Origin of the sequence: Foliimonas ilicis, from assembly GCF_039939195.1 — a bacterium.
GTDB lineage: Bacteria > Pseudomonadota > Alphaproteobacteria > Rhizobiales > Rhizobiaceae > Foliimonas > Foliimonas ilicis.
Window position 1 is genome coordinate 514,822 of record NZ_JBDUUH010000001.1, and the last position, 21,730, is coordinate 536,551.

Below are 21,730 nucleotides of genomic sequence, written 5' to 3' on the forward strand. Positions count from 1 at the left end.
AACTCGCGCAAAAACATTGCAAGCATGTCTGCGCGGCTGGCGAGTTTGTCCGATTCAAATTTCGACGAGGTGGTCGTCGAGCTCGTTCACATCGCCTTGCCGTATCGGGAAATGCGCCTCGAGCAGGCTGGCGACTGCTGCGATTGCACCCAGAAAACCTTCAGTCAGGCGTTTTTGGCGGGCGTGTTCGATCAAATCGGCCACGATGGCGTTCCATTTGTCCTGCTCGACGCGCTGGTTGATGCCGCTGTCGGCGACAATCTCGGCATAGCGCTCAGCGAGCGAGACGAAGATCAAAACGCCGGTGCGCGCCGAGGTGATATGGACGTTCCGGGCCAGGAATTGCTTAGCGGCATTGGCATGCGCACGGCGATATTGAAGATAGCGCGGCACCAGATGAATGCGAAGTGCTGGAAACAGCCATATGACGGCAAGCGCCGACACAAGAGCCAGCAATTGCGCGCCTACGAAAACGTGGATCTGTATGCTGAACCACCAGAAATGCAGGAACAACGAAACACCGAAGCTGAGCAGCAGGATTGCTACGGAAAGCGCAAATGCAGCGGGAAAGAAATAGCTGTCGCTGGAGCGCGCTACGACGCAGTAAATCTCACCGGAGGTGCGGCTTTCGGCTTCACGTATCGCAGAGGCGATTTTCTGATGATCTTCGCTCGTTACAGATGTCGGACTATTCATTTACCAGCTTCCCGATGATCCGCCGCCGCCCGACGAGCCACCGCCGCCGGAAAAGCCTCCACCTCCCGACGAAAACCCGCCGCCTGACGACCCGGACGACCAGCCGCCGCCCGAAGACGAGCGGGACACGGTGTAGTTGAATTCCATGCCCAGCCATTTGTAGCGGTTCGGCCCGATTTTCCTGCCGAACCAGCGCGGCAGGATCGCCATTGCGAAACCGCCGAAAAACAGCGTGCCCCAGATCAGTATGAACATGGTGAGCACGATGTCGCCGGTAAAGTCGCTGCCGCTTTCCTGATTGCGCTGGGCGCGGGCTTCGAGTTCGGCCGAATTGCCTTCCAGCACCATGATGATGTCGTCCACCGCGCGCGAAATTCCGCCGGAAAAATCACCGGCGCGAAATGCCGGAACCATAGTGTTTTCGATAATCAGCTTTGAGTGCAGGTCGGTCAGCGTGCCTTCCAGCCCGTAGCCGACCTCGATGCGCATCTTGCGGTCGGATTTTGCAACCAGCAGCAATATGCCGTTATTTTCACCTGCCTGACCGAGTTTCCGGGCGCGAAAAAGCCGGTTTGCGTAAGGCTCGATGGCTTCTCCGTCGAGGCTGTCGATGGTGGCGACGACGATCTGATCCGAAGACCTGTCCTCGAAAACCTTGAGCTTTTCCGTCAGTTCCGAGCGGGTCGAGGCATCGATGATGTTTGCCTGATCGACCACCCTGCCGGTGAGTGCTGGCAGTTCGGCAGCTTGCACCGTGGCCAGAGCGAAGAATGCGAGGACGATCGCCAAGACCGCGGTGGTCAGCCACGAAATGCGGCTGACGGACGGCATGCGTTCAGGCGGGAAAATCATGTGATTTGCCGAAACTGCTTATGAATCTCAGCCGCCCGAACCGAAATCCACCTTGGGCGTCTCGATCTTGTCTTCGGCCACGGTGAAATTCTGGAAAGGCTCGTTCGTGGTGAACCAGAGCTTCGCCCAAATCAGCGACGGGAAGGTGCGCAGCGTCGTGTTGTAGACGCGCACCGACTCGATGTAATCGCGGCGCGCAACCGCGATGCGGTTTTCCGTGCCTTCGAGCTGTGCCTGAAGGGCGAGGAAGTTCTGGTTCGCCTTGAGGTCGGGATAGTTTTCCACGACGGCCAGCAGGCGCGACAGCGCGCTGGTCAGGCCGGACTGGCTGTCCTGAAACGCCTTGAATTTTGCCGGATCGTTCAGCGCATCCGGCGGCAAGGTGACTTGCGTTGCCCTGGCGCGCGCCTCGACGACGGATTCGAGCGTTTCGCGCTCATGCGATGCGTAGCCTTTTACCGTTTCCACGAGGTTTGGAATGAGGTCGGCACGGCGCTGATACTGGTTCAGCACTTCGCTCCATGAGGCTTTTGCCTGTTCTTCTGCTGTCGGAATGGTGTTGAAGCCGCAGCCCGCAAGCAGGGGCAAAGCGAGAGCGAGGAAAATCAGCGCGGGAGCCGCGCGCAAGGACGGGAACGACAGGCGTTGTGCGAACATGGAATATCCCTCGATTCACGATAGAACGGGAAACAATTATCACAAACCCGTTATAAAGGAATGGCGCGCTGAACAAGCATGGTGCCTTCGTGGCCCATTTCGTTATGCGTCGAACACGATAAGGATGCTTGCGAGAGGAACGGCAATGGCATCGGGTCACGACGACGACAGGGAACGCGAATCGCGGCGCATACTCGACCGCGTTTCAAAAGAGGCGGACAGCAGCCGCATGTCGATGGTGGGACGCACCACGAAACGTGCGCGCGACCATATGTCGGCGACCGATGCTGACCAATCCGACAGGATCGAATATTGGGGAACGAGGATCGGCCGCATTCTCGGTCTCGGCTTTTGCGTGGTCTTGTTGATCTGGCTCGTCATTTTCGTGTTGGGCCGCTGAGGGAAGCATGAAAACAGAAGAAAACGGCACGCCGCGTGCTGTCATCGTCATTTCCAGCCATGTGGCGCGCGGATCGGTGGGAAACCGTGCGGCGGTATTTGCGCTGGAAACGCTCGGCTTTCCGGTATGGGCCGTGCCGACCGTGATTTTGCCGTGGCACCCGGGACATGGTCGCGCAACGCGCATCGTCCCCGAGCCTGCGCAGTTCGCGTCGCTGATGAAGGATCTGGCGAATTCGCCTTGGCTTGGCGAAGTCGCGGGCGTGCTTTCCGGCTATCTGGGAGATGCCGCGCAAGCCGATGCCGTCGCCTCGCTGGTCGGCGCCGTGAAGGCGAAAAACCCTGACGCGCTTTATATTTGCGACCCGGTGATGGGCGATATGGGCGGGCTTTATGTGCCGACGGAACTGGCCGAAGCACTTCGCGACAGACTGATGCCAATTGCTGATATCGCCACGCCGAACCGCTACGAACTCGAATGGATGGCGGGCGCGAAGCTGGACGATGCGCGCTCGGTGATTTCCGCAGCGCTCGACGCTGGACCGGCAAAAATGCTGGTGACGTCAGCACCGGCGATGATGGCTGGCGGGACGGGCAATCTTCTTTTGACGCCGACCGAAGCCTTTCTTGCTGAGCACCGGACTATAGACCAGCCGCCAAATGGCCTGGGTGATTTGACCGCCGCGGTCTTTCTCGCGCGTCTGCTCAATGGCCATTCTCCGGAAAAGGCACTGCAATCGACGACCGCTGCCGTCTTCGAGATTCTGGCGCGTACCGCCAAGCGTGGCGGCGATGAACTTCAGCTTGAAACGGATGCGCAAAGTCTGTCCCATCCTATGGCGATGGTTCAGCTTCGCCGGTTGATGCATCCGTCGCGGTCCAAGCGGGTTTAGCATTGCTTGCCGCGGGCGTAGATGGCTGCAAGGGCGGATGGATTGCCGTTTGGCGGGACGCTGATGGAAATTTTCAGCGCGACGTTTTTGCAAGCTTTTCCGCGCTGGTAGATTTCATGCCTGCCGATGCAGTGATCGCCGTCGATATGCCCATCGGGCTGCCAGATTTCACGCATAAAGGCGGGCGCGGACCGGAGCGCCTTGTGCGACCTTTGATCGGGCAGCGGCAGTCGAGCGTCTTTTCGATACCGTCGCGCGCGGCGGTCTATGCAGATACTCAGCCATTCACGACACTCGAGGTCTGGTACGAAGCACACAGGCGCGCGAGCGCGGTTGCTATGGAAACGTCCGATCCGCCGCGCGGCGTCTCGATTCAGGCTTTCGGGATATTCTCGAAAATCAGGGAAATGGACGCTTTGCTGTGCGCCGTTCCCGGCTTGCGAAAGCGCGTGATTGAATCGCATCCCGAAGTGGCGTTCTGGAAGCTGTATGATGATTGCGCGATGATCCTGCCCAAGAAGATTAAGGGCAGGATCAACCCGGCTGGCATGGAAGAGCGGCGCGCGCTGCTTTCGAGAAGCGGGTTCGATCCGGGATTTCTTCAGCAAAGCCCGCCGCGCGGTGCTGCGGCGGATGATTTTCTCGATGCCTGTGCGATGCTCGCAATTGCCGAGCGGTTCGCGCAAGGCGAGGCGATTTCGTTTCCCGACCCGCCGGATATGGACTCAAAAGGCAATCCGATCGCGATCCGGGTTTAGCGGTTGAGAACGAGGATCGTCGGTTCGGGAAGCCTGCGCCAGACAAACCAGGACAATACCGCCAGGATAGCCATTCCCGGAATGATGGTTGCCAGCGCAATGACGGGTGCGCCCATCGCCGCGGCAATCAGACCGCCGACCAGACCGGCACCCATCTGCAGAAAGCCGAGCATCGACGATGCAGCACCCGCCATATGGGGAAAGGGTGCCAGCGCGGCTGTGCTGATGGCGGGCATGACGAAGGCGATGCCGAATGCATAGAAGCCTGCCGGGATCATGACGTTCAAAAATGTCGGCTCAAAGAGGCGCAGCAGCACTGCAAAAGCCAGCCCGCCTATGGCGACGCTGATAAGCCCGATCGGGACGATCCTGTATGCGCTGTAGCGTTTCATAAGCTGGCGGACCAAAAGCGAACCGGTGAGATAGCCGCCGGATTGCAAAAGCATGCCGAAGCCGAACTGGCTGGGCGTCAGGCCCACGCGTTCGATCAGCACGAAGGGAAGCATTGTCGCCATGGCATAGAGTGCGCCTGCGGTTCCGGCGATCATCAGGCTGGACGACATGAAATAGGTGCTGCGCACCAGCGTTTTGTAGGATTTGATCAATGCCTTGGGACGGATACGTCCGAGATCGCGCGTGACGGTTTCTTTCAGGGAAAAGATTGCCAGCAGCGCGATGCCTATGCCTGCCGCCGCCATGACGATGAAGATCGCGTGCCAGCCGGCAAGTTCCATGGTCAGGCCGCCGATTGTCGGCGCGGTCGCCGGGGCAATCACCAGAATGATGCCGATTAGGTTCATGATGCGGGCGGATTGTTCGCTTGCGAAAAGATCGCGCACGATGGCGCGGGATATGGCAACGCCGACCGCCGCACCGACGCCCTGCACGAAACGCGCGGCAATCAGCGTGTGGATGTCGGGCGCGAAGACTGCGGCAATGCTGGCAATCGTGTAGATGCCCATGAAAGCGACCGTCACCGGACGGCGTCCAAGCCCATCGGAAAGCGGCCCGCAAATAAGCTGGGCAAAGGCGAAGCCTGCGAAATAAAGCGTAAGCGACATTTTCACCATGGCTTCGGTGGTGCCGAAAGCATGGACGATTTCGGGCATTGCCGGTGTGTAGAGCGCCATTGATGTTGGACCGATGGCGACGAGCATCGCGCCGATTATGCCGACACGGCGCTCCGACATGATCGGGGCTGGCAAGGAAGGCTGCGCGTTCATTGCGTTAGTTCTTCTTTCCGTAGGCCGGATTTGACGGCCGAAATATTGGCGCGCACGCGCTTGAGCATGGTGAGAAAGGCTTCCCACTCATCCGTTTCAAAACCCGCTGATGCATCCACCCGCAGCGAAGCACCCACTGGCTGCATGGCAAGCAGAAGCGCATCGGCTTCAGGCGTCAGATGAATATGGTTTGCGCGCCTGTCGTCAGGATCGGGCTTGCGTTGCACCAGCCCGCGCGCTTCGAGCCGGTCGAGATGCACACTCAACGTCATCGCATCGACGCCAAGGCGCTCGGCCAGAACCGTCTGGCGAACTGCACCAGCGCGAGCGGCATGGGTCAGCGTGCGCGCTTCCATTGCCGTCAGGCCAAGACCGGCATCGGAGATGCGTCGATCCATTTCAGAGCGAACCAGACGCGCAACGTCTGTCACGAGAAAGCCGAAACTTTCCGGATTTACGGGAGAAGCCATAATACTAAGCCTTACTTATTATATGTGGAGCATAGTTATTTCGCCTGTCATCGTCAACAACTTGTCAGGGACGGTGCGCACGCCTACATCGGTCAGGCTGACCGTATGCCCGTCCCGAAATTTGGAGAAATGCCTCGATGTCATCGACCCTCGATCTCGCCAATCATCCGCTGACGCATTGGGGCGGACCGGATGGCTTGCCGGATTTCAACCGGCTGGACGATGAGGCGTTTGCGCCGGTTTTCGATGCAGCACTTGCCGCTCATGCAGCCGACATAGAGGCGATTTCCGCAAATCCAGAAACGCCGACAATCGAAAACACGCTGGCTGCGCTCGAATTGTCGGGAGAAGCGTTGGACCGTGTGTCCTCGATATTCTGGTGCCGTGCAGGTGCCGACACGAACGACACGATCCAGGCGTTGGAACGCGATATTTCGCCGAAAATGGCGCGTCATTTCTCCGCGATTTCGATGAATGAGCGATTGTTTGCCCGCATCGACGATCTCTACAGCCGCCGCGAAAGCCTTGGGCTCGATTCAGAGACGCTGCGCGTTCTGGAAAAAAGCTGGAAGGGTTTCGTGCGCGCCGGTGCAAAGCTCGACGAGAAGGGCAAGAAGCGCCTTGCGACGATCAATGAAGAGCTTGCCTCGCTCGGCGCAAAGTTCGGCCAGAATGTGCTCGGCGATGAAAAGGAATGGGTGCTGTTTCTCGAAAAATCCGATCTCGACGGGCTTCCTGATTTCCTGAAAAACGACATGGCGCAGGCCGCTGCCGGTCGCGGGCAGAAGGGCAAATTCGCGGTAACGCTGTCGCGCTCGATCTACGAGCCGTTCACCACTTTCTCGACGCGGCGCGATCTGCGCGAAAAAGCCTACAAGGCATTCATCATGCGTGGCCAGAATGGCGGCGCGCGTGACAATGGCGACGTGGTGCGCGATACGCTGCGTCTGCGCACGGAAAAGGCCAGGCTTGTCGGTTATGAAAGCTATGCCGCGCTGAAGCTGGACGACACGATGGCGAAAACGCCGGATGCCGTCATGGAACTGCTGATGCCGGTCTGGGACAAGGCGCGCGAACGCGCGGCGGAAGACCAGACGCAATTGCAGCGCATCGCCGCCGGTGAAGGCAGCAACCAGACGATCGCAGGCTGGGACTGGCGCTTTTATCAGGAAAAGCTGCGGGCGGAAAAATTCGCGTTCGATGAAGCGGAGATCAAGCCGTATCTTCAGCTCGACCGGGTGATCGATGCATGTTTCGATGTCGCGACCCGTCTTTTCGGTCTTTCCTTCGTTGAAAAGAACGGCATTGCTGCGTGGCATCCTGATGTGCGGGTGTTCGAAATCAGGAATGCCGACGGCAGCAGGCGCGGGCTCTTTCTGGCGGACTACTTCAATCGCCCGTCGAAGCGTTCAGGCGCGTGGATGAGCGCGTTGCAATCCGGCTATCGGCTCGGCAAGGGTTCGACGCCGATCATCTATAATGTAATGAACTTCGCGCGGCCTGAAGACGGCGAAAAGGCGCTTCTTTCGCTGGATGAGGCGCGTACGCTGTTTCACGAATTCGGTCACGCGCTTCATGGCATGCTGACCGACGTGAACTGGCCGTCCGTTGCGGGAACGTCCGTCTCCCGCGATTTCGTGGAACTGCCGTCGCAACTTTACGAGCATTGGCTGACCGTTCCGCAGATACTTGAAAAGCATGCGCTGCATTACGAGACCGGCAAGCCCATGCCGAAGGCGCTGCTCGACAAGATGCTGGCTGCGCGGACATTCGGTGCCGGGTTCAATACGGTCGAATTCACGTCTTCGGCACTTGTCGACATGGAATATCACGCGAGGTCGCAAGCGCCGGAAAAGCCGTTGGAGTTCGAGGCGGAAACGCTTGAAAAGCTTGGCATGCCGGATGCAATCGCCATGCGCCACCGCACTCCGCATTTCCAGCATGTGTTTGCCGGTGACGGATATTCGGCGGGTTACTATTCCTACATGTGGTCGGAAGTGCTGGATGCCGACGCGTTTGCGGCATTCGAGGAGACTGGCGATCCGTTCAACCCGGAATTGGCCGAGAAACTTCGAAAGCATATTTATGCGGCTGGCGGCTCTGCCGATCCCGAAGCGCTATACACGGCGTTCCGCGGGCAGATGCCGACGCCGGATGCAATGATGGAGAAGCGCGGATTGTAGAGACCATTTGCAAATTCTACCCTGCTGGCCATCTGGCACGGTTTTCTGCGCTTCCGGTGCTCACGTACTCAAATGTACGCTCCGCTCCGGTTCTCGAAAACCACACCATATGACTCAGCAGGGCGAATTATCAAATAGTCTCTGGGCTATCAGCCCGGATAGCAGGCGGCCGGAATTTTCGGCCAGACAGCCTTGTCGCAATTGTTGATTTTCTGCTGTTCACGAAAACTTTTGCTGACCGGTCCTGTGACGACAGGATCGACGCCAAACGATGCGTCCGGGAAAAGCGCTGCCGCGTCATCATCCGAAGATACGGTCATTCGGGCGATGTTTTCGGGAACGTCATTCGATGGCTGGCGAGCATGCACGGCAGGCGACATAAGCATTGCGAAGGCTGCCGCGATGAACAATGCCTTTTTCACACCATTATGAAACTGGTTCATGGATTGCCCGCTCAAGAATCAATTCTAGCCCTTGTATTCGATATTCTTTAATGAGCGTTAAGAAACCGTATCTATCGCTGCCTCTTTCGCAATTGCGAAAAACAATGTAAGAGCGCGCGCATAATGAAACGCGGTGCGTCGTCAGGCTGTGCCCGCAACCTTCCCGAGTTGAAAAAACATGAACCTTCGCAATATCGCGATTATCGCGCACGTCGACCATGGGAAAACCACCCTTGTCGATCAGCTCCTCAAGCAGTCGGGCTCGTTCCGAGAGAACCAGCGTGTCGCCGAACGCGCGATGGATTCGAATGACCTCGAAAAGGAACGCGGCATCACGATCCTTGCCAAGGCGACCTCGGTCGATTGGAAAGACACACGTATCAACATCGTCGATACGCCCGGCCACGCCGACTTCGGCGGTGAAGTCGAACGCATTCTTTCTATGGTGGATTCGGCAATCGTGCTGGTCGATGCCGCTGAAGGCCCGATGCCGCAGACGAAATTCGTTGTCGGCAAGGCGCTCAAGGTCGGCCTGAAGCCGATCGTCGTCATCAACAAAATCGACCGCCCGGACGCGCGCGAAGAAGAAGTCATCAACGAAGTCTTCGATCTCTTTGCCGCACTCGACGCGACCGACGAACAGCTCGACTTCCCGATCCTCTACGGTTCGGGCCGCGATGGCTGGGTTGCGGAAAAGCCGGAAGGCCCGAAGGATCAGGGTCTGGCACCGCTGTTCGATCTCGTGCTGAAGCATGTTCCTGCGCCGACCGTTCATGCCGGTCCGTTCCGCATGATCGGCACGATCCTGGAAGCCAACCCGTTTCTCGGTCGCATCATCACCGGTCGTATCGAATCCGGCACGCTGAAATCGAACCAGCCGGTGAAGGTGCTTCATCATGATGGTTCGCTGCTCGAAACCGGCCGCGTCTCGAAAATCCTCGCTTTCCGTGGCCTCGAGCGCCAGCCGATCGAAGAAGCACAGGCAGGCGACATCGTTGCTATCGCCGGTCTTTCCAAGGGCACCGTCGCCGACACGTTCTGCGATCTTTCCGTTACCGAGCCGCTGCATGCGCAGCCGATCGATCCGCCGACCGTGACGATGTCGTTCATCGTCAATGACAGCCCGCTTGCAGGCACCGAAGGCGACAAGGTGACGAGCCGCGTCATCCGCGACCGCCTGTTGAAGGAAGCCGAAGGCAATGTTGCGCTGAAAATCGAAGAAGCTCCCGACAAGGATTCATTCTTCGTTTCGGGCCGTGGCGAATTGCAGCTTGCCGTTCTCATCGAGACGATGCGCCGCGAAGGCTTCGAGCTTGCCGTTTCGCGTCCGCGCGTCGTCATGCAGAAGGGCGACGATGGCGAGTTGCTGGAGCCGGTCGAAGAAGTCGTCATCGACGTCGATGAAGAACATTCCGGTATCGTCGTGCAGAAGATGTCGGAGCGTAAGGCCGAGATGATCGAGCTTCGTCCTTCGGGCGGCGACCGTCAGCGTCTCGTGTTCCATGCGCCGACGCGCGGCCTTATCGGCTATCAGTCGGAACTTCTGACCGATACGCGCGGCACGGCGGTCATGAACCGTCTGTTCCACTCGTATCAGCCTTACAAGGGCGAATTGCCGGGCCGCACCAACGGCGTTCTGATCTCCAACGAGCAGGGCGAGTCGGTTGCCTTCGCAATGTGGAACCTTGAAGATCGCGGCCCGATGGTCATCGACGCAGGCGTCAAGGTCTATCAGGGCATGATCATCGGCATTCACTCTCGCGACAACGATCTCGAAGTGAACGTGCTGAAGGGCAAGAAGCTCACCAACATCCGCGCTGCGGGCAAGGACGAGGCCGTCAAGCTGACCCCGCCGATCCGCATGACGCTGGAGCGCGCACTCGCCTGGATTCAGGACGATGAGTTGGTCGAAGTGACGCCGAAGACCATTCGTCTTCGCAAGCTTTATCTCGACCCGAATGAGCGCAAGCGCTTCGAAAAATCTTCAAAGACGGCCGGTGCCGCCTGACGAAACTGAAAAAGCCGCCTCCGGGCGGCTTTTTTTTTGGCTGTTTATCGCGATAGCCCGGCAATCGGCGAATGAGCGGGTTTGGCAATTTTTTCGACGAAGTTAGAGAAAATGTAGCCGGAATTGAGTGGTACGGCTGTCATATCGATGATTTATTCATCATTTCAGGTCTGTTTCTCCAAGATTCTGAAATTTTCGCAAATCCGGCGGCAGTGACAGTCGTCAAATGGCCGCTATCTGATACGATCGTTCAAAGCAGTGCATGAGGGGCTTCCGATGGATGCGAAAGCAAATGCGGCAAAAGGCGTTTCCGTGAAAAAAAGCGTCAAAAAACCGCCAGCCGGAAAGTCCTCCACGTCGCTCTCCAGTCTTCTTTTAGCGCGGGCGCCCGACGAGGATCTTGCAGCTTACGACGCAAGGGCGATCGAAAAGGCTGCCGAACTCGCCCACAAAGCTTTGCTGAAGCATCGCAAGGGCGGCAGTGTCATTGCAATCGATAATGATTCCGGTGTCGTCAGGCAGGGCAGGCCGGTAACGGTCGTCACCATAGTCAATGACAACATGCCGTTCCTGTTCGATTCAGTTCTGGGCGAAATTACCGACACGGCAGGCGAACCTTCGCTGGTGACGCATCCGATCATCGCCGTAAAGCATGGCAAGGGCGGGGTTGCGGAACTCGTCGGTGACGGGAGTTCGCTGAAGACCGAGACTGGGGTCGACCGCGTCAGCGTCATTCACGTCCATATCAACCCGCTGACGCAAGAAGAATCCGCCGGGCTGGAAGAGCGGATCGGCAAGGTTCTGGCGCAGGTGCGCGCAGCGGTGCGCGACTGGAAGCCGATGCTTGCACGGCTCGATCAAGCGATTTCGGAATTCCGCTACGCGCCGGTGCCGCTCGACAAGGGGGCTGTGACGGAAGCTGTCGCTTTCCTCGAATGGCTGCGCGACGACAATTTCACCTTTCTCGGCATGCGCGAGTTCAAATATTCCGGCGGCGAGAAGAGCGGTACGCTGGAGCTCGCACATAAATCCGGTCTCGGAATATTGAGCGACCCGGATGTGCCGATCCTGCGCCGCGACGCGGGCGGTGCATCCACCACCACACCTGAAATCCGCGCGTTCCTGCATGGCCCCGATCCGCTGATCGTCACCAAGGCCAATGCGAAGTCGAATGTGCATCGGCGCATCTATCTCGATTATATCGGCGTCAAAACCTACAGTCCGAAGGGCGTGCTTTCGGGCGAATTACGTATCGTCGGCCTGTTCACCTCGACCGCCTACACACGCTCGGTGATCAAGATACCGTATCTGCGCTCCAAGGCCGAAGCGGTCATCGCGAAATCTGGTTTCAACCCCGGCGACCATTCAGGCAAGGCGCTTATCAACGTTCTGGAATCCTATCCGCGCGACGAGCTTTTCCAGATCGCTGTTCCGACATTGCGCAAACATGCCGAAGCAGTTCTCGGCCTTAGCGAGCGTCCGCGCGTACGCGTTCTGGTTCGGGTGGATCAGTTCGACCGGTTCGTGTCGGTCATCGTCTTCGTGCCGCGCGACCGTTACGACAGCGTCGTGCGCGAGAAGATCGGCAATTATCTGAAAACCGTCTTCGACGGCCATGTCTCGGCCTATTACCCCGCCTTCCCGGAAGGCACGCTGGCGCGCGTTCATTTCATCATTGGCCGCAGCGGCGGCAAGACGCCGAAGGTCGATACGGTGACGGTGGAAGCCGAAATCCGCGCCATTATAAGGACGTGGGAAGACGCGCTTCGCGAAGCGGCAACCGCAACAGGCTCGGAGCCTGCGCTGGCGGCAATCGCCGGACATTTCCCGGAAAGCTATCGCGACGCATTCCAGCCGGCCGAAGCACTGGTCGATGCCGCGCGCATTTCCGAGCTTGGCCCGAAAAAGTCTATCGAGATCGACTATTATCGCCGTCCTGGACAGGGAGCCTCGGAAGCAGGTCTAAAAATCTATCATTTCGGCAGCCCCGTCGCCCTGTCGCGCCGTGTGCCGGTGCTCGAAAATATGGGCTTCAAGGTTATCAGCGAGCGCACCTTCGAAATCGATCAGGTCGATTCCGGCGGCAAGGTCTTCGTCCACGACATGGACCTTCAGCACGAATATGGTTCGACGATAAATCTTGCCGATGGCGGCGCGCTGTTCGAAGAGGTGTTTCTCTCGGTCTGGGCCGGGCAGAGCGATAATGATTATTTCAACGCGCTGGCGCAGACGGCAGGTCTCGGATCAAGCCAAATCAGCATTCTGCGTATTTATGGCCGCTATCTCCAGCAGGCCGGAATTCCGCAAAGCCAGGGCTTTATTTCCGGCGTGCTCAATCGCTACCCGGACATCGCCCGAGACCTTCACGCGTTGTTCATGACGCGGCTCGACCCGAAAGCCGGAAAGGACAGCGAGAATGCCGCCGGCAAGCTCGACGCCAGGATCAAGGACGCGCTGGAAAACGTTCCGAATATCGATGATGACAGGATCATTCGCCGCTATCTGAACCTTATCGAGGCGACGTTGCGGACAAACCATTTCTCGGACTCCACCGAGCCGGGTAAATCGCTCGCGATCAAGCTCGATTCGCGTGCCATCGATGGACTGCCCGATCCCAAGCCGTGGCGCGAGATATTCGTCTACGGTCCCGAGGTCGAGGGTGTGCATCTGCGCTTCGGGCCAGTGGCGCGTGGCGGCCTGCGCTGGTCAGACCGCGCGCAGGATTACCGCACCGAGGTTCTGGGTCTGGTGAAGGCCCAGCAGGTCAAGAACGCGGTCATCGTGCCGGTCGGTGCGAAGGGCGGTTTCTTCCCGAAGCAATTGCCCACAGGCGGCTCGCGCGACGAAGTGTTCGAGGCAGGCCGCAAGGCTTATGTGAATTTCGTCTCGAGCATGCTTTCGATCACCGACAATCTCGATGGCGACAAAATCGTGCCGCCGAAGAATGTCGTTCGCCGCGATGTCGACGATCCCTATTTCGTCGTCGCAGCCGACAAGGGCACGGCGACCTTTTCCGACACGGCAAATGCGATCAGCCAGGCGCATGATTTCTGGCTGGACGATGCATTCGCCAGCGGCGGTTCTGCCGGTTACGACCACAAGAAAATGGGCATCACCGCCAAGGGCGCGTGGGAGGCGGTGAAGCGTCATTTCCGTGAAATGAACCGCGACATCCAGACCTCGCCCTTCACCGTTGTCGGCGTGGGCGACATGTCAGGCGATGTGTTCGGCAATGGCATGCTGCTTTCCGAGCAGACCAAACTGATCGCAGCCTTCGACCATCGCGACATCTTCATCGATCCCGATCCGGACGCCGCATCGACATTTGCGGAGCGCAAGCGGATGTTCGATCTGCCGCGCTCGAGCTGGCAGGATTACGACAAGTCGAAGCTTTCGAAAGGCGGCGTGATCGTATCGCGCGCGCAGAAGTCGATCAGTCTTTCGCAGGAAGCGGCTAACGCCATCGGTCTTTCCAAGACCACGGCGTCGCCGGCGGAGATCATGACCGCCATTCTGAAGGCACCGGTCGATCTGCTCTGGTTCGGCGGCATTGGTACTTATGTGAAGGGAACGGGCGAGAGCAATCAGGACGTCGGCGACCGCGCGAATGATTTCATCCGCGTGACTGCGGCCGAAGTTCGCGCGCAGGTGCTCGGCGAAGGCGCAAATCTCGGTGTCACGCAGCGCGGCCGTATCGAGTTCGGCATGCTCGGACGACGTTGCAATTCGGATGCGATCGACAATTCCGGCGGCGTGAATTCCTCCGACGTCGAAGTGAACATCAAGATCGCGCTTGCATCCGCGATGCGAAAGGGTGCGCTGGCGCGTCCGGCCCGCGATAGGCTGCTTTCCGACATGACGCAGGAAGTCAGCGAACTGGTGCTTGCCAACAATTACGAACAGACACTGGCGCTTTCGCTGGCGGCACGGCCGGGCCTTGCGGATATCGGTCAGCAGGGGCGCCTGATGAGTGCGCTGGAAGAGCGTGATCTTCTGGATCGTGCCGTGGAGACATTGCCGTCCGACGCGGTTCTGAAGGAGCGCGCGAAGCGCGGCGAACCACTGACAAGGGCTGAACTCGGCGTCTTGCTGGCTTACGCAAAGATCGTTCTGTTCTCCGATCTCGTCGCCAGCGATCTGCCCGACGATCCGCATTTCGAGGCCGATCTTCTGGATTATTTCCCGCAGAAAATGGCCAAGAAATATGCCGCCGAAATCGGCACGCACCGGCTGCGTCGCGAGATCATTTCGCGCTTGCTGGCAAACGATCTCGTAAATCGCGGCGGGCCGTGCTTCGTCAATGCGCTGGAGGATCTGACCTCGCGCAGTGCGGCAGCGGTTGCCAGTGCGTTTGTGCTGGTGCGGGACGGGTTCGAGCTGACCTCGCTCTACAGGCAGATCGACGCGCTCGACAATCAAATCGACGGGCAAGCCCAGCTCGATCTTTACCAGTCGGTGGGTGCCGTCCTGCGTTCGGCGTGCACCTGGTATCTGCGAAACGATCATCGCAATGTGCCGCTCGGCAAGCGCATCGAAGGCTTGAAGGAAGCGCGCAAGGTTCTTGAACCGAAACTCGTCGGCTTGATGTCCGCCTTCTCGCAGAACAAGTTCAGCGAACGGCGCGCAGGCTTTGCAACGGCAGGCGCACCGCAAAAGCTTGCGGAGCGGCTGGCTCTTGCGGAAGTGGCCGAACTGATACCCGATATCGCGCTGGTATCAGAGCTTGCGAAAGCCGACATGATCGTCGCCGCAAAGGCATTCTTCGCCGTTGCCGAAGCGTTCCGCATCGGGCGCATGCAGGATGCGGCCCGCAACATCAGCGCGGCCGATTATTACGAAGGCCTGGCACTGGCCCGCGCTGCCGACACGATTGACGCATCGCGACGCGCAATCGCCGTTAAGGCGCTGCTGCACTTTGGAAAATCCGACGATCCGGTTGCGGCATGGCTGGAAGCGGGCGGCGCGCGCATCGAGCGTATACGCGAAAGGCTCCAAAGCCTGACCGAAGGCGGCGACATCACGGTTGCGCGGCTTTCGGTGGCATCGGGCCTGATGAGCGATCTGACGGGGAAGTGACAGCAAAGCCTGAGCGGATTTCATCGGCGAATTTTGGCTGCGATCCGTTAATGCCGCTCGTTTGAAATGAGATTGCGTTCGAAAAATGCAATCAGATGTTCATGATGCTCATTTTCGGCAGCGCTTCCTGGAATGTGATCCTGTCCTTCGTAATAGTGGATTTCGGGTGTCTTTCCGTGGCGATGTAGCCGATCGACAATTCGCCGTGTCATGTCCACAGACCAGACACGATCAGCAGTTCCGTGACTTAGGAACAGCGGACCGTCGAAACGCTCGACTTCGATAGTCGTTGTCGGAAGAAGCTCTTCCGTCGAATCGCGCCAAGACCAGGCGCGGTGGCCAGCATCCCAAGATTGCCAGCCGGGATCGCCTGCATCGCGCCACCTTCGCCCGTCGAACGCTCCGCAGATGACATCCGGTGGGCTGTGAACGGCGAGGGCGTCCGGTACTCCAGCAATTTTGTCGCGAACCATCAGCGAAGTCAGCAGCAAGGCATGTTCTGCTCCTCGGGACACGCCGTACATGCCGACTTGTTGGTCTACGAAAGGAAATGCCCTTAGTGCGGCAAGTGCCTCAACCGTTCTGTCCAACGGCACGTCAATGATGTTGCCCGCATTCCAAGCATTTCCGCCATTCGAATAACCAAAAGGAAAAGCCAAGAAACCGTGGGCTGCAATGATTGCCGCATTGCGATGGCTCCAACCTGACCACGCACCTTCCGAGCCGTGAAGAATCATAATCGCGGGAAAGGGGCCATCACCGGGTGGGCCATAAGTTGTTCCCCAATCTGGTAGAAGGCGGCGTACGATTTTCAATGTCATATGGCAGAAACTCTGTCGGGAAGGGGCCAGCTTAGAGGTTACAGTTTCTTACCGGAAGTTCTTCTTTGCACCGTCCCGAAAAACATGCAGACATGGCATGAACCGTGAAAGATGCGCGGCGGGTGGAGAGAATATGACTGACGGGAAAGTTCAGCGCGCCTCCGGTCGCGGCATCTGGGGCTGGATGTTCTTCGATTGGGCGGCGCAGCCCTTCTTTACGGTCGTGACGACATTCATCTTCGGCCCCTATGTCGTGTCGCGCATGGCGACCGACCCTGCCATGGGGCAGGCGGCCTGGGGATACGGCATCGCGATTGCCGGGTTCTTCATCGCCATATTGTCGCCTGTGCTCGGCTCGATTGCCGACCAGACAGGGCCCCGAAAGCCGTGGATCGCCTTTTTCGCGGCGATAAAAATCATCAGCCTGTGCGCACTGTGGTTCGCGGCTCCCGGCTCTCCGCTGATCCCTGTGATTTTGTTCTTCTCGCTGGCGTCGATTGCCGCTGAATTCTCGACCGTTTTCAACGATTCCATGATGCCTCGGCTGGTTTCCAAGGCGGAAATCGGGAAAATCTCGAATATCGCATGGGGGCTCGGCTATCTCGGCGGAATGATCGCGCTGATTTTCGTCGTGACTATGCTGGCGGCCTCGCCCGAAACCGGCAAGACGATCGTGGGGGCGGACCCGCTGTTCGGGCTCGATCCGGTGCGCGGCGAAGATGCACGCGCGACAGGGCCGCTGTCGGCTCTATGGTATCTCATCTTTATCCTGCCGATGTTCTTCTTCACGCCGGATGGGATCAAGGGCAAGCCGATCCGTCCCGCGATACGCGACGGCATGGCCGAGCTGAAATCGACGATCGGCGAGGTGCGGCGGCGCAGCGGGATATTGCGCTTTCTCATCGCGCGGATGATCTATCAGGACGGCGTGAATGCGTTGATTTCGCTTGGCGGCGTGTTTGCAGCGGCCATGTTCGGTTGGAGCATCACGGAAATCGGTGTTTTCGGGATCATCCTCAACATCGTTGCGATTTTCGGCTGTCTGGCGGCGAGCCGCCTCGATACGGCTTTGGGATCGAAAGTCGTAGTCATGATCTCGCTGGTCTTGCTGCTCATAGCGACGATCGGCATCGTATCGACCGGTCCGGGCTTCACGCTGTTCGGTTTGCTGATGTTGCCGGGAGCCGACACGGGTGGGCTTTTCGGCACGCCTGCGGAGAAGGCCTACATACTGTTCGGTCTGCTGATAGGGATTGCATTCGGCCCGGTTCAGGCATCGTCGCGCTCTTATCTTGCGCGCAGCGTCACGCCGGAAGAGGCAGGACGGTATTTCGGGATTTATGCGCTGGCCGGTCGTGCGACGAGTTTTCTTGCGCCGTTTCTGGTGGCGACGGTAACCGCAATCAGCGGATCGCCGCGCCTCGGCATGGCGATGATCCTGATCTTCCTGGTGGTCGGCATGGCGGTGCTTTGGCCGACGCCCTATCCGGCGGATAAGGTGGAGAGGTAGGGGCTGTTCTTTCTCCCCTTGTGGGAGAAGGTGCCTGAGCGTAGCGAAGGCGGATGAGGGGTGCTGGCCGGATGCCAGCGTCTCATTCCACGCAACACCCCTCATCCGTCTTGGCGCTTCGCGCCAATCCACCTTCTCCCGCAAGGGGAGAAGGAAGAGGGGCGTTCTTCAATGCCGGAAGTGGCGGATGCCGGTGAATACCATGGCGATGCCATGTTCGTTTGCGGCGGCAATGACATCCTCGTCACGCATCGAACCGCCCGGCTGGATGACGGCGGTGGCACCGGCTTCGATGGCCGAAATCAGACCGTCAGCAAAAGGGAAGAAGGCGTCGGAAGCGACGACCGAGCCTTTGGTCAGCGGTTCGGCCCATCCGGCAGCTTCAGCGGCATCAATGGCTTTGCGGGCAGCGATGCGGGAGGAATCGACGCGGCTCATCTGCCCGGCACCGATGCCGACCGTTGCACCGTCCTTGACGTAGACGATTGCGTTCGACTTGACGTGCTTAGCGACACGGAAGGCGAATTTGAGATCGGCCAGTTCCTTGGCCGTGGGCGCGCGCTTGGTCACGACTTTCAGGTCGAGATCATCAACCACCGAATTGTCGCGGCCTTGCACCAGAAGCCCGCCAGCGACGGATTTCAGCGACAGGCCGGTCGCGCGTGGGTCAGGCAGGCCACCAGTCACCAGCAGACGGAGGTTCTTTTTGGCGGCGATGATCGCCTGAGCTTCGGTGCTTACTTCGGGCGCGATGATGACTTCCGTGAATGTCTTCACGATTTCCTCGGCGGCCTGCGCATCGAGCAGACCATTGACCGCGACGATGCCGCCGAAAGCGGAAACCGGGTCGCAGGCAAGCGCCTTGCCATAGGCTTCGATGAGCGAAGAACCTTCCGCCACGCCGCATGGATTGGCATGTTTGATGATCGCGACTGCGGCGCTTTTTTTGGGGTCGAATTCGCCGATCAGCTCAAAAGCTGCGTCCGTATCGTTGATGTTGTTGTAGGACAGTTGCTTGCCTTGAAGCTGGTGCGCGGTGGCGACGCCGGGACGTTTGTCGCCGGTTTTGTAAAAGCCTGCCGATTGATGCGGGTTTTCGCCGTAGCGCATGACGCTGTCCAGCTTGCCGCCAAAAGCGCGCCATGACGGGTGCTCGATTTCGAGCGTTTCGGCAAACCATGCGGAGATCGCCGCATCATAGGCGGCTGTGCGCGAGAAGGCCTTTGCCGCAAGCTTCTGACGGAATTCCAGCGACAGGCTGCCGGTGTTCAATTCGAGTGCGTTTAAAACAGAGGCATAGTCTTCCGGGTCGGTGACGATGCCGACATAGGCATGGTTCTTGGCCGATGCACGCACCATGGCCGGGCCGCCAATGTCGATGTTTTCGACGATGGAGGGGTAATCCGCACCGGAATTGCGCACGTCTTCGAACGGGTAGAGATTGACCACGACCAGATCGATCGGCTCGATGTTGTGAGCGCGCATCGCCTCTGTGTGCTCCTCGTCGTCGCGAATGCCGAGAATCGCGCCATGAACCGAAGGATGCAGCGTCTTCACGCGGCCATCCATGATTTCGGGGAAGCCGGTGAGTTCGGATACGTCGCGAACCGCGATACCTGCCTCGGCAATCGACTTTGCCGTACCGCCGGTCGAAACGAGTTCGATGCCCTGGTCGGCGAGTGCTTTTGCGAAATCGATCAGCCCCGTCTTGTCCGAAACGGACAGCAGTGCACGGCGCACCTGGACGAGATCGGGGGCGGGGATTTTCTTGGAGGCGACGGCCATCGGCAAAAGTCTCTTCAGCTTTGTTGCGGGCAGTCGGGGCCTAGGCGCAAACCGGCTTCAAATCAAGTTGAAGCCGGTGAAAGCTTGGAAGTTTTGCAGTTTTGAGCGGGATTTTCTGTGGTGTTTCGAAGAGTGAGCGGAAAGGTTTCCCTCAAAAACTGCTTCTTGGCCGCTGGGTCTGGCCGGAAAAATAACTGCGCGTGAGCTGCCAGCGCACTTCCGACCTGTCCGATGTCGAGAAAGACAAGACGATCTGGCGGGTGTGGCGCGGTCCGCCGACGCCAGCAAAGAAGATCGATTCGTCGATTTCGGGTTCGACTTCATTCGAAGTGAAGGTCCAATGGTCCGCATTCGGCGCGGTCAGGACAAGTCTGTCGCGCTTGTCGCGGAAAAGCTCGATGTCCGGGTGCAGATGAAAGCGGATCGTGACCTGATTGTCTGGGGGCGGTCTGCCGGTGTTGCCGCGCGCTGGGAAGAAACGATCTGCGCCTGAGATAACATCACCATCGCCAGACAGTGAAATCTCGCGTTCATGGACGATGCCGAAGCGATGCGCATAGCCGTCATGGCTGGCGATGAAGCCCTGAATACCCAGCGAATCCGTACGTTCACACGTCACCTCGCGCGGCCCGCCGATGAGGGGGGAGCCGAGCAGATTGTTGACGCGAACTGAGTGGCTGAACCGGGCCGACGACGTATCGTTGAGCGTTGCGGTGGAGTGTGCGGCCGTTGCGCGGGCAAGCGGGCGAAACTCCGGCGCGCCATAAGTGTCGAGCCCGGCATTGACGATGTAGTGTTGGCGGCCGGACGATAGCTCGAACGACAGACAGCCGGCATGAGCATTGTTGGACACGCTGACCGGCGGCGGCGCACCCGTATCGGAAAGCAGCGTCGTGTTGCCCATGCAAAGCCGTTCATAGCCGGAATGCGGGGCATGGAGCAGCGGCGCGCCGGCTGTATCGTCGTGACGGAGGATCGCCGCCACGCGGTCATGGATGGTTGCGCCCATGCCGTTGAAGCGGGCGATACTGCCATCCTGATGCCGGAAGAAGCGCAGGGCGGGCAGCATGCGCTCGACCGCGCCGATCAGAGCATCCGGCGGGGATTCCGCCTGATTGGCATAGGTCTGGCGAAGCGGCAGAAGGTCGGCCAGCAGTTCCAGAACCGCCATCGGATTGCGGGAAATATGCACGCCGTCTGGCAGGATTTGCCGTTCCAGTTCGTCGGCCAGTTGTTTCGTCGCGTTGCGCAGCGCCGATGGCGGCGCTGGTAATGAAAGGGCAGCGAAGGCAAGTGCGATGCGGGCGCGCAACCGGTCTTTTCCGTCCGGCATTTCTCGCGAGACGGAGCGCAGATAGCGGATCTGCATCGCCAGCGATTTCAGGAAGGAGCGATAGAAGGGAAATTCAGCGCCTTGCAGAACGACGGATGAATGCTGGAGCCATGCAATGATGCGCTTGGCCGTTATCGCCGGTTCCCAGGCGACGCCATGTATCCGCGTGCCATGCATCGATATCCAGTCCGAAACGAGCGCGCGCGCATTGGCGGCAGCAAGCTCCGTTCCCGCCGCCCGCATATGGCGAAGCCATCGAAAGGCGTGCAGCGATCTACTCCACCCGGCATTGGCGCCGCTGATCTGAAATGGCGATTGCCCGCCTGTCTCGATCAGATGACCGGCAAAGGGATAGCGGCCATAATAAATCTCGAGCGCGATCTGCGGATCGGCAAGGCGCAGGTCGGGTGGCGCGATGAGAACGCGCTCAGGCGTGCGCCCCGAATAACGCCAGCGATAGGCGGGACCCGAACGCAGGCGCCGGCGGGTTTTGCGCCAGAATTCCTTGGCAACGAGCGCCCAAAGACGCCGAGTGTCGCCTGCCGCGATTTCCAAAAAGTCACTCCTGAAGGCCCCTCGCCGACCAATAGTCTATATGATTCAAGACTCTATGCGAAGGTGAA

17 protein-coding genes are annotated in these 21,730 nt (G+C 59.0%); 8 read left to right on the forward strand and 9 right to left on the reverse strand.

Features of this window, described 5'->3' with window-relative positions:
* Window positions 1-54 precede the first annotated feature (54 nt).
* From ABFT80_RS02530 to ABFT80_RS02540, 3 genes are read right to left on the reverse strand one after another with little or no spacing between them, the layout of a single operon-like run.
* Window positions 55-696, reverse strand: coding sequence for a TPM domain-containing protein (locus ABFT80_RS02530; protein ID WP_347970280.1), 642 nt, complete (start codon window positions 694-696; stop codon window positions 55-57).
* Entirely contained in the window at window positions 697-1,527 is an 831-nt protein-coding gene (locus ABFT80_RS02535; protein WP_455189873.1) for a TPM domain-containing protein, read from the reverse strand.
* A gap of 48 nt (window positions 1,528-1,575) precedes the next feature.
* Window positions 1,576-2,205 (reverse strand): LemA family protein, encoded by a 630-nt coding sequence (locus ABFT80_RS02540; RefSeq protein WP_347970282.1) that lies wholly within the window; start codon window positions 2,203-2,205, stop codon window positions 1,576-1,578.
* Window positions 2,206-2,350: 145 nt separating this feature from the next.
* Between ABFT80_RS02540 and ABFT80_RS02545 the strand changes: the two genes are divergently transcribed.
* The 3 genes from ABFT80_RS02545 to ABFT80_RS02555 are packed head-to-tail and all read left to right on the forward strand — an operon-like array spanning window position 2,351 to window position 4,255.
* The gene (locus tag ABFT80_RS02545) at window positions 2,351-2,605 is read left to right on the forward strand and encodes a hypothetical protein (protein ID WP_347970283.1); all 255 of its coding nucleotides are present in this window, start codon (window positions 2,351-2,353) and stop codon (window positions 2,603-2,605) included.
* Window positions 2,606-2,612: 7 nt separating this feature from the next.
* Window positions 2,613-3,497, forward strand: coding sequence for a pyridoxal kinase PdxY (gene pdxY / locus ABFT80_RS02550; protein WP_347970284.1), 885 nt, complete (start codon window positions 2,613-2,615; stop codon window positions 3,495-3,497).
* A gap of 2 nt (window positions 3,498-3,499) precedes the next feature.
* Window positions 3,500-4,255, forward strand: coding sequence for a DUF429 domain-containing protein (locus tag ABFT80_RS02555; protein ID WP_347970285.1), 756 nt, complete (start codon window positions 3,500-3,502; stop codon window positions 4,253-4,255).
* On the opposite strand, the gene ABFT80_RS02560 is transcribed toward ABFT80_RS02555, so the two are convergent.
* A complete protein-coding gene (locus ABFT80_RS02560) occupies window positions 4,252-5,478 on the reverse strand; it encodes a multidrug effflux MFS transporter (protein WP_347970286.1) in 1,227 nt (408 codons plus the stop codon). The genes ABFT80_RS02555 and ABFT80_RS02560 overlap by 4 nt on opposite strands.
* Window positions 5,475-5,948 carry a MarR family winged helix-turn-helix transcriptional regulator gene (locus tag ABFT80_RS02565; protein WP_347970287.1) on the reverse strand — a complete coding sequence of 158 codons (474 nt, stop codon included), beginning with the start codon at window positions 5,946-5,948 and terminating at the stop codon, window positions 5,475-5,477. The genes ABFT80_RS02560 and ABFT80_RS02565 overlap by 4 nt, the downstream gene beginning before the upstream one ends.
* 137 nt (window positions 5,949-6,085) lie before the next feature.
* Between ABFT80_RS02565 and ABFT80_RS02570 the strand changes: the two genes are divergently transcribed.
* A complete protein-coding gene (locus tag ABFT80_RS02570; protein ID WP_347970288.1) occupies window positions 6,086-8,131 on the forward strand; it encodes a M3 family metallopeptidase in 2,046 nt (681 codons plus the stop codon).
* 149 nt (window positions 8,132-8,280) lie between these two features.
* Here ABFT80_RS02570 and ABFT80_RS02575 read toward each other — a convergent pair whose 3' ends face one another.
* Entirely contained in the window at window positions 8,281-8,574 is a 294-nt protein-coding gene (locus ABFT80_RS02575; RefSeq protein ID WP_347970289.1) for a hypothetical protein, read from the reverse strand.
* Between the two features lie 178 nt (window positions 8,575-8,752).
* On the opposite strand from ABFT80_RS02575, the gene typA reads away from it, so the two are divergent.
* The 3 genes from typA (at window position 8,753) to ABFT80_RS02590 (ending at window position 15,658) form a co-directional block, all read left to right on the forward strand.
* Window positions 8,753-10,582: a translational GTPase TypA gene (gene typA / locus ABFT80_RS02580; RefSeq protein ID WP_347970290.1), complete on the forward strand. Its 1,830-nt coding sequence runs from the start codon at window positions 8,753-8,755 to the stop codon at window positions 10,580-10,582.
* Window positions 10,583-10,653: 71 nt separating this feature from the next.
* Window positions 10,654-10,848: a hypothetical protein gene (locus tag ABFT80_RS02585; protein ID WP_347970291.1), complete on the forward strand. Its 195-nt coding sequence runs from the start codon at window positions 10,654-10,656 to the stop codon at window positions 10,846-10,848.
* 10 nt (window positions 10,849-10,858) lie between these two features.
* The gene (locus ABFT80_RS02590) at window positions 10,859-15,658 is read left to right on the forward strand and encodes an NAD-glutamate dehydrogenase (protein ID WP_347970292.1); all 4,800 of its coding nucleotides are present in this window, start codon (window positions 10,859-10,861) and stop codon (window positions 15,656-15,658) included.
* Between the two features lie 47 nt (window positions 15,659-15,705).
* Here ABFT80_RS02590 and ABFT80_RS02595 read toward each other — a convergent pair whose 3' ends face one another.
* Window positions 15,706-16,317, reverse strand: a complete 612-nt coding sequence (locus ABFT80_RS02595; RefSeq protein WP_347970293.1) for an alpha/beta hydrolase family protein — start codon at window positions 16,315-16,317, stop codon at window positions 15,706-15,708.
* A gap of 295 nt (window positions 16,318-16,612) precedes the next feature.
* Between ABFT80_RS02595 and ABFT80_RS02600 the strand changes: the two genes are divergently transcribed.
* On the forward strand, window positions 16,613-17,989 hold the full coding sequence (locus ABFT80_RS02600; RefSeq protein ID WP_347970294.1) for an MFS transporter: 1,377 nt from the start codon (window positions 16,613-16,615) through the stop codon (window positions 17,987-17,989).
* 168 nt (window positions 17,990-18,157) lie between these two features.
* Here the strand turns inward: ABFT80_RS02600 and purH are convergent, their stop codons facing one another.
* Together purH and ABFT80_RS02610 are read right to left on the reverse strand one after the other, a co-directional pair.
* Window positions 18,158-19,774: a bifunctional phosphoribosylaminoimidazolecarboxamide formyltransferase/IMP cyclohydrolase gene (gene purH, locus ABFT80_RS02605; RefSeq protein ID WP_347970295.1), complete on the reverse strand. Its 1,617-nt coding sequence runs from the start codon at window positions 19,772-19,774 to the stop codon at window positions 18,158-18,160.
* A 151-nt stretch (window positions 19,775-19,925) separates the two neighbouring features.
* Window positions 19,926-21,662, reverse strand: coding sequence for a heparinase II/III family protein (locus tag ABFT80_RS02610; RefSeq protein WP_347970296.1), 1,737 nt, complete (start codon window positions 21,660-21,662; stop codon window positions 19,926-19,928).
* Window positions 21,663-21,730: the final 68 nt, after the last annotated feature.

Bases quoted from the DNA above. Each gene is read 5' to 3' on its own strand.
- ABFT80_RS02545 (WP_347970283.1), top strand. From the start codon at position 2,351: ATGGCATCGGGTCACGACGACGACAGGGAACGCGAATCGCGGCGCATA.
- pdxY (WP_347970284.1), top strand. From the start codon at position 2,613: ATGAAAACAGAAGAAAACGGCACGCCGCGTGCTGTCATCGTCATTTCC.
- ABFT80_RS02565 (WP_347970287.1), bottom strand. From the start codon at position 5,948: ATGGCTTCTCCCGTAAATCCGGAAAGTTTCGGCTTTCTCGTGACAGAC.
- purH (WP_347970295.1), bottom strand. From the start codon at position 19,774: ATGGCCGTCGCCTCCAAGAAAATCCCCGCCCCCGATCTCGTCCAGGTG.
- ABFT80_RS02540 (WP_347970282.1), bottom strand. From the start codon at position 2,205: ATGTTCGCACAACGCCTGTCGTTCCCGTCCTTGCGCGCGGCTCCCGCG.
- ABFT80_RS02575 (WP_347970289.1), bottom strand. From the start codon at position 8,574: ATGAACCAGTTTCATAATGGTGTGAAAAAGGCATTGTTCATCGCGGCA.
- ABFT80_RS02530 (WP_347970280.1), bottom strand. From the start codon at position 696: ATGAATAGTCCGACATCTGTAACGAGCGAAGATCATCAGAAAATCGCC.
- ABFT80_RS02600 (WP_347970294.1), top strand. From the start codon at position 16,613: ATGACTGACGGGAAAGTTCAGCGCGCCTCCGGTCGCGGCATCTGGGGC.
- typA (WP_347970290.1), top strand. From the start codon at position 8,753: ATGAACCTTCGCAATATCGCGATTATCGCGCACGTCGACCATGGGAAA.
- ABFT80_RS02590 (WP_347970292.1), top strand. From the start codon at position 10,859: ATGGATGCGAAAGCAAATGCGGCAAAAGGCGTTTCCGTGAAAAAAAGC.
- ABFT80_RS02570 (WP_347970288.1), top strand. From the start codon at position 6,086: ATGTCATCGACCCTCGATCTCGCCAATCATCCGCTGACGCATTGGGGC.
- ABFT80_RS02535 (WP_455189873.1), bottom strand. From the start codon at position 1,527: ATGCCGTCCGTCAGCCGCATTTCGTGGCTGACCACCGCGGTCTTGGCG.
- ABFT80_RS02585 (WP_347970291.1), top strand. From the start codon at position 10,654: ATGAGCGGGTTTGGCAATTTTTTCGACGAAGTTAGAGAAAATGTAGCC.
- ABFT80_RS02560 (WP_347970286.1), bottom strand. From the start codon at position 5,478: ATGAACGCGCAGCCTTCCTTGCCAGCCCCGATCATGTCGGAGCGCCGT.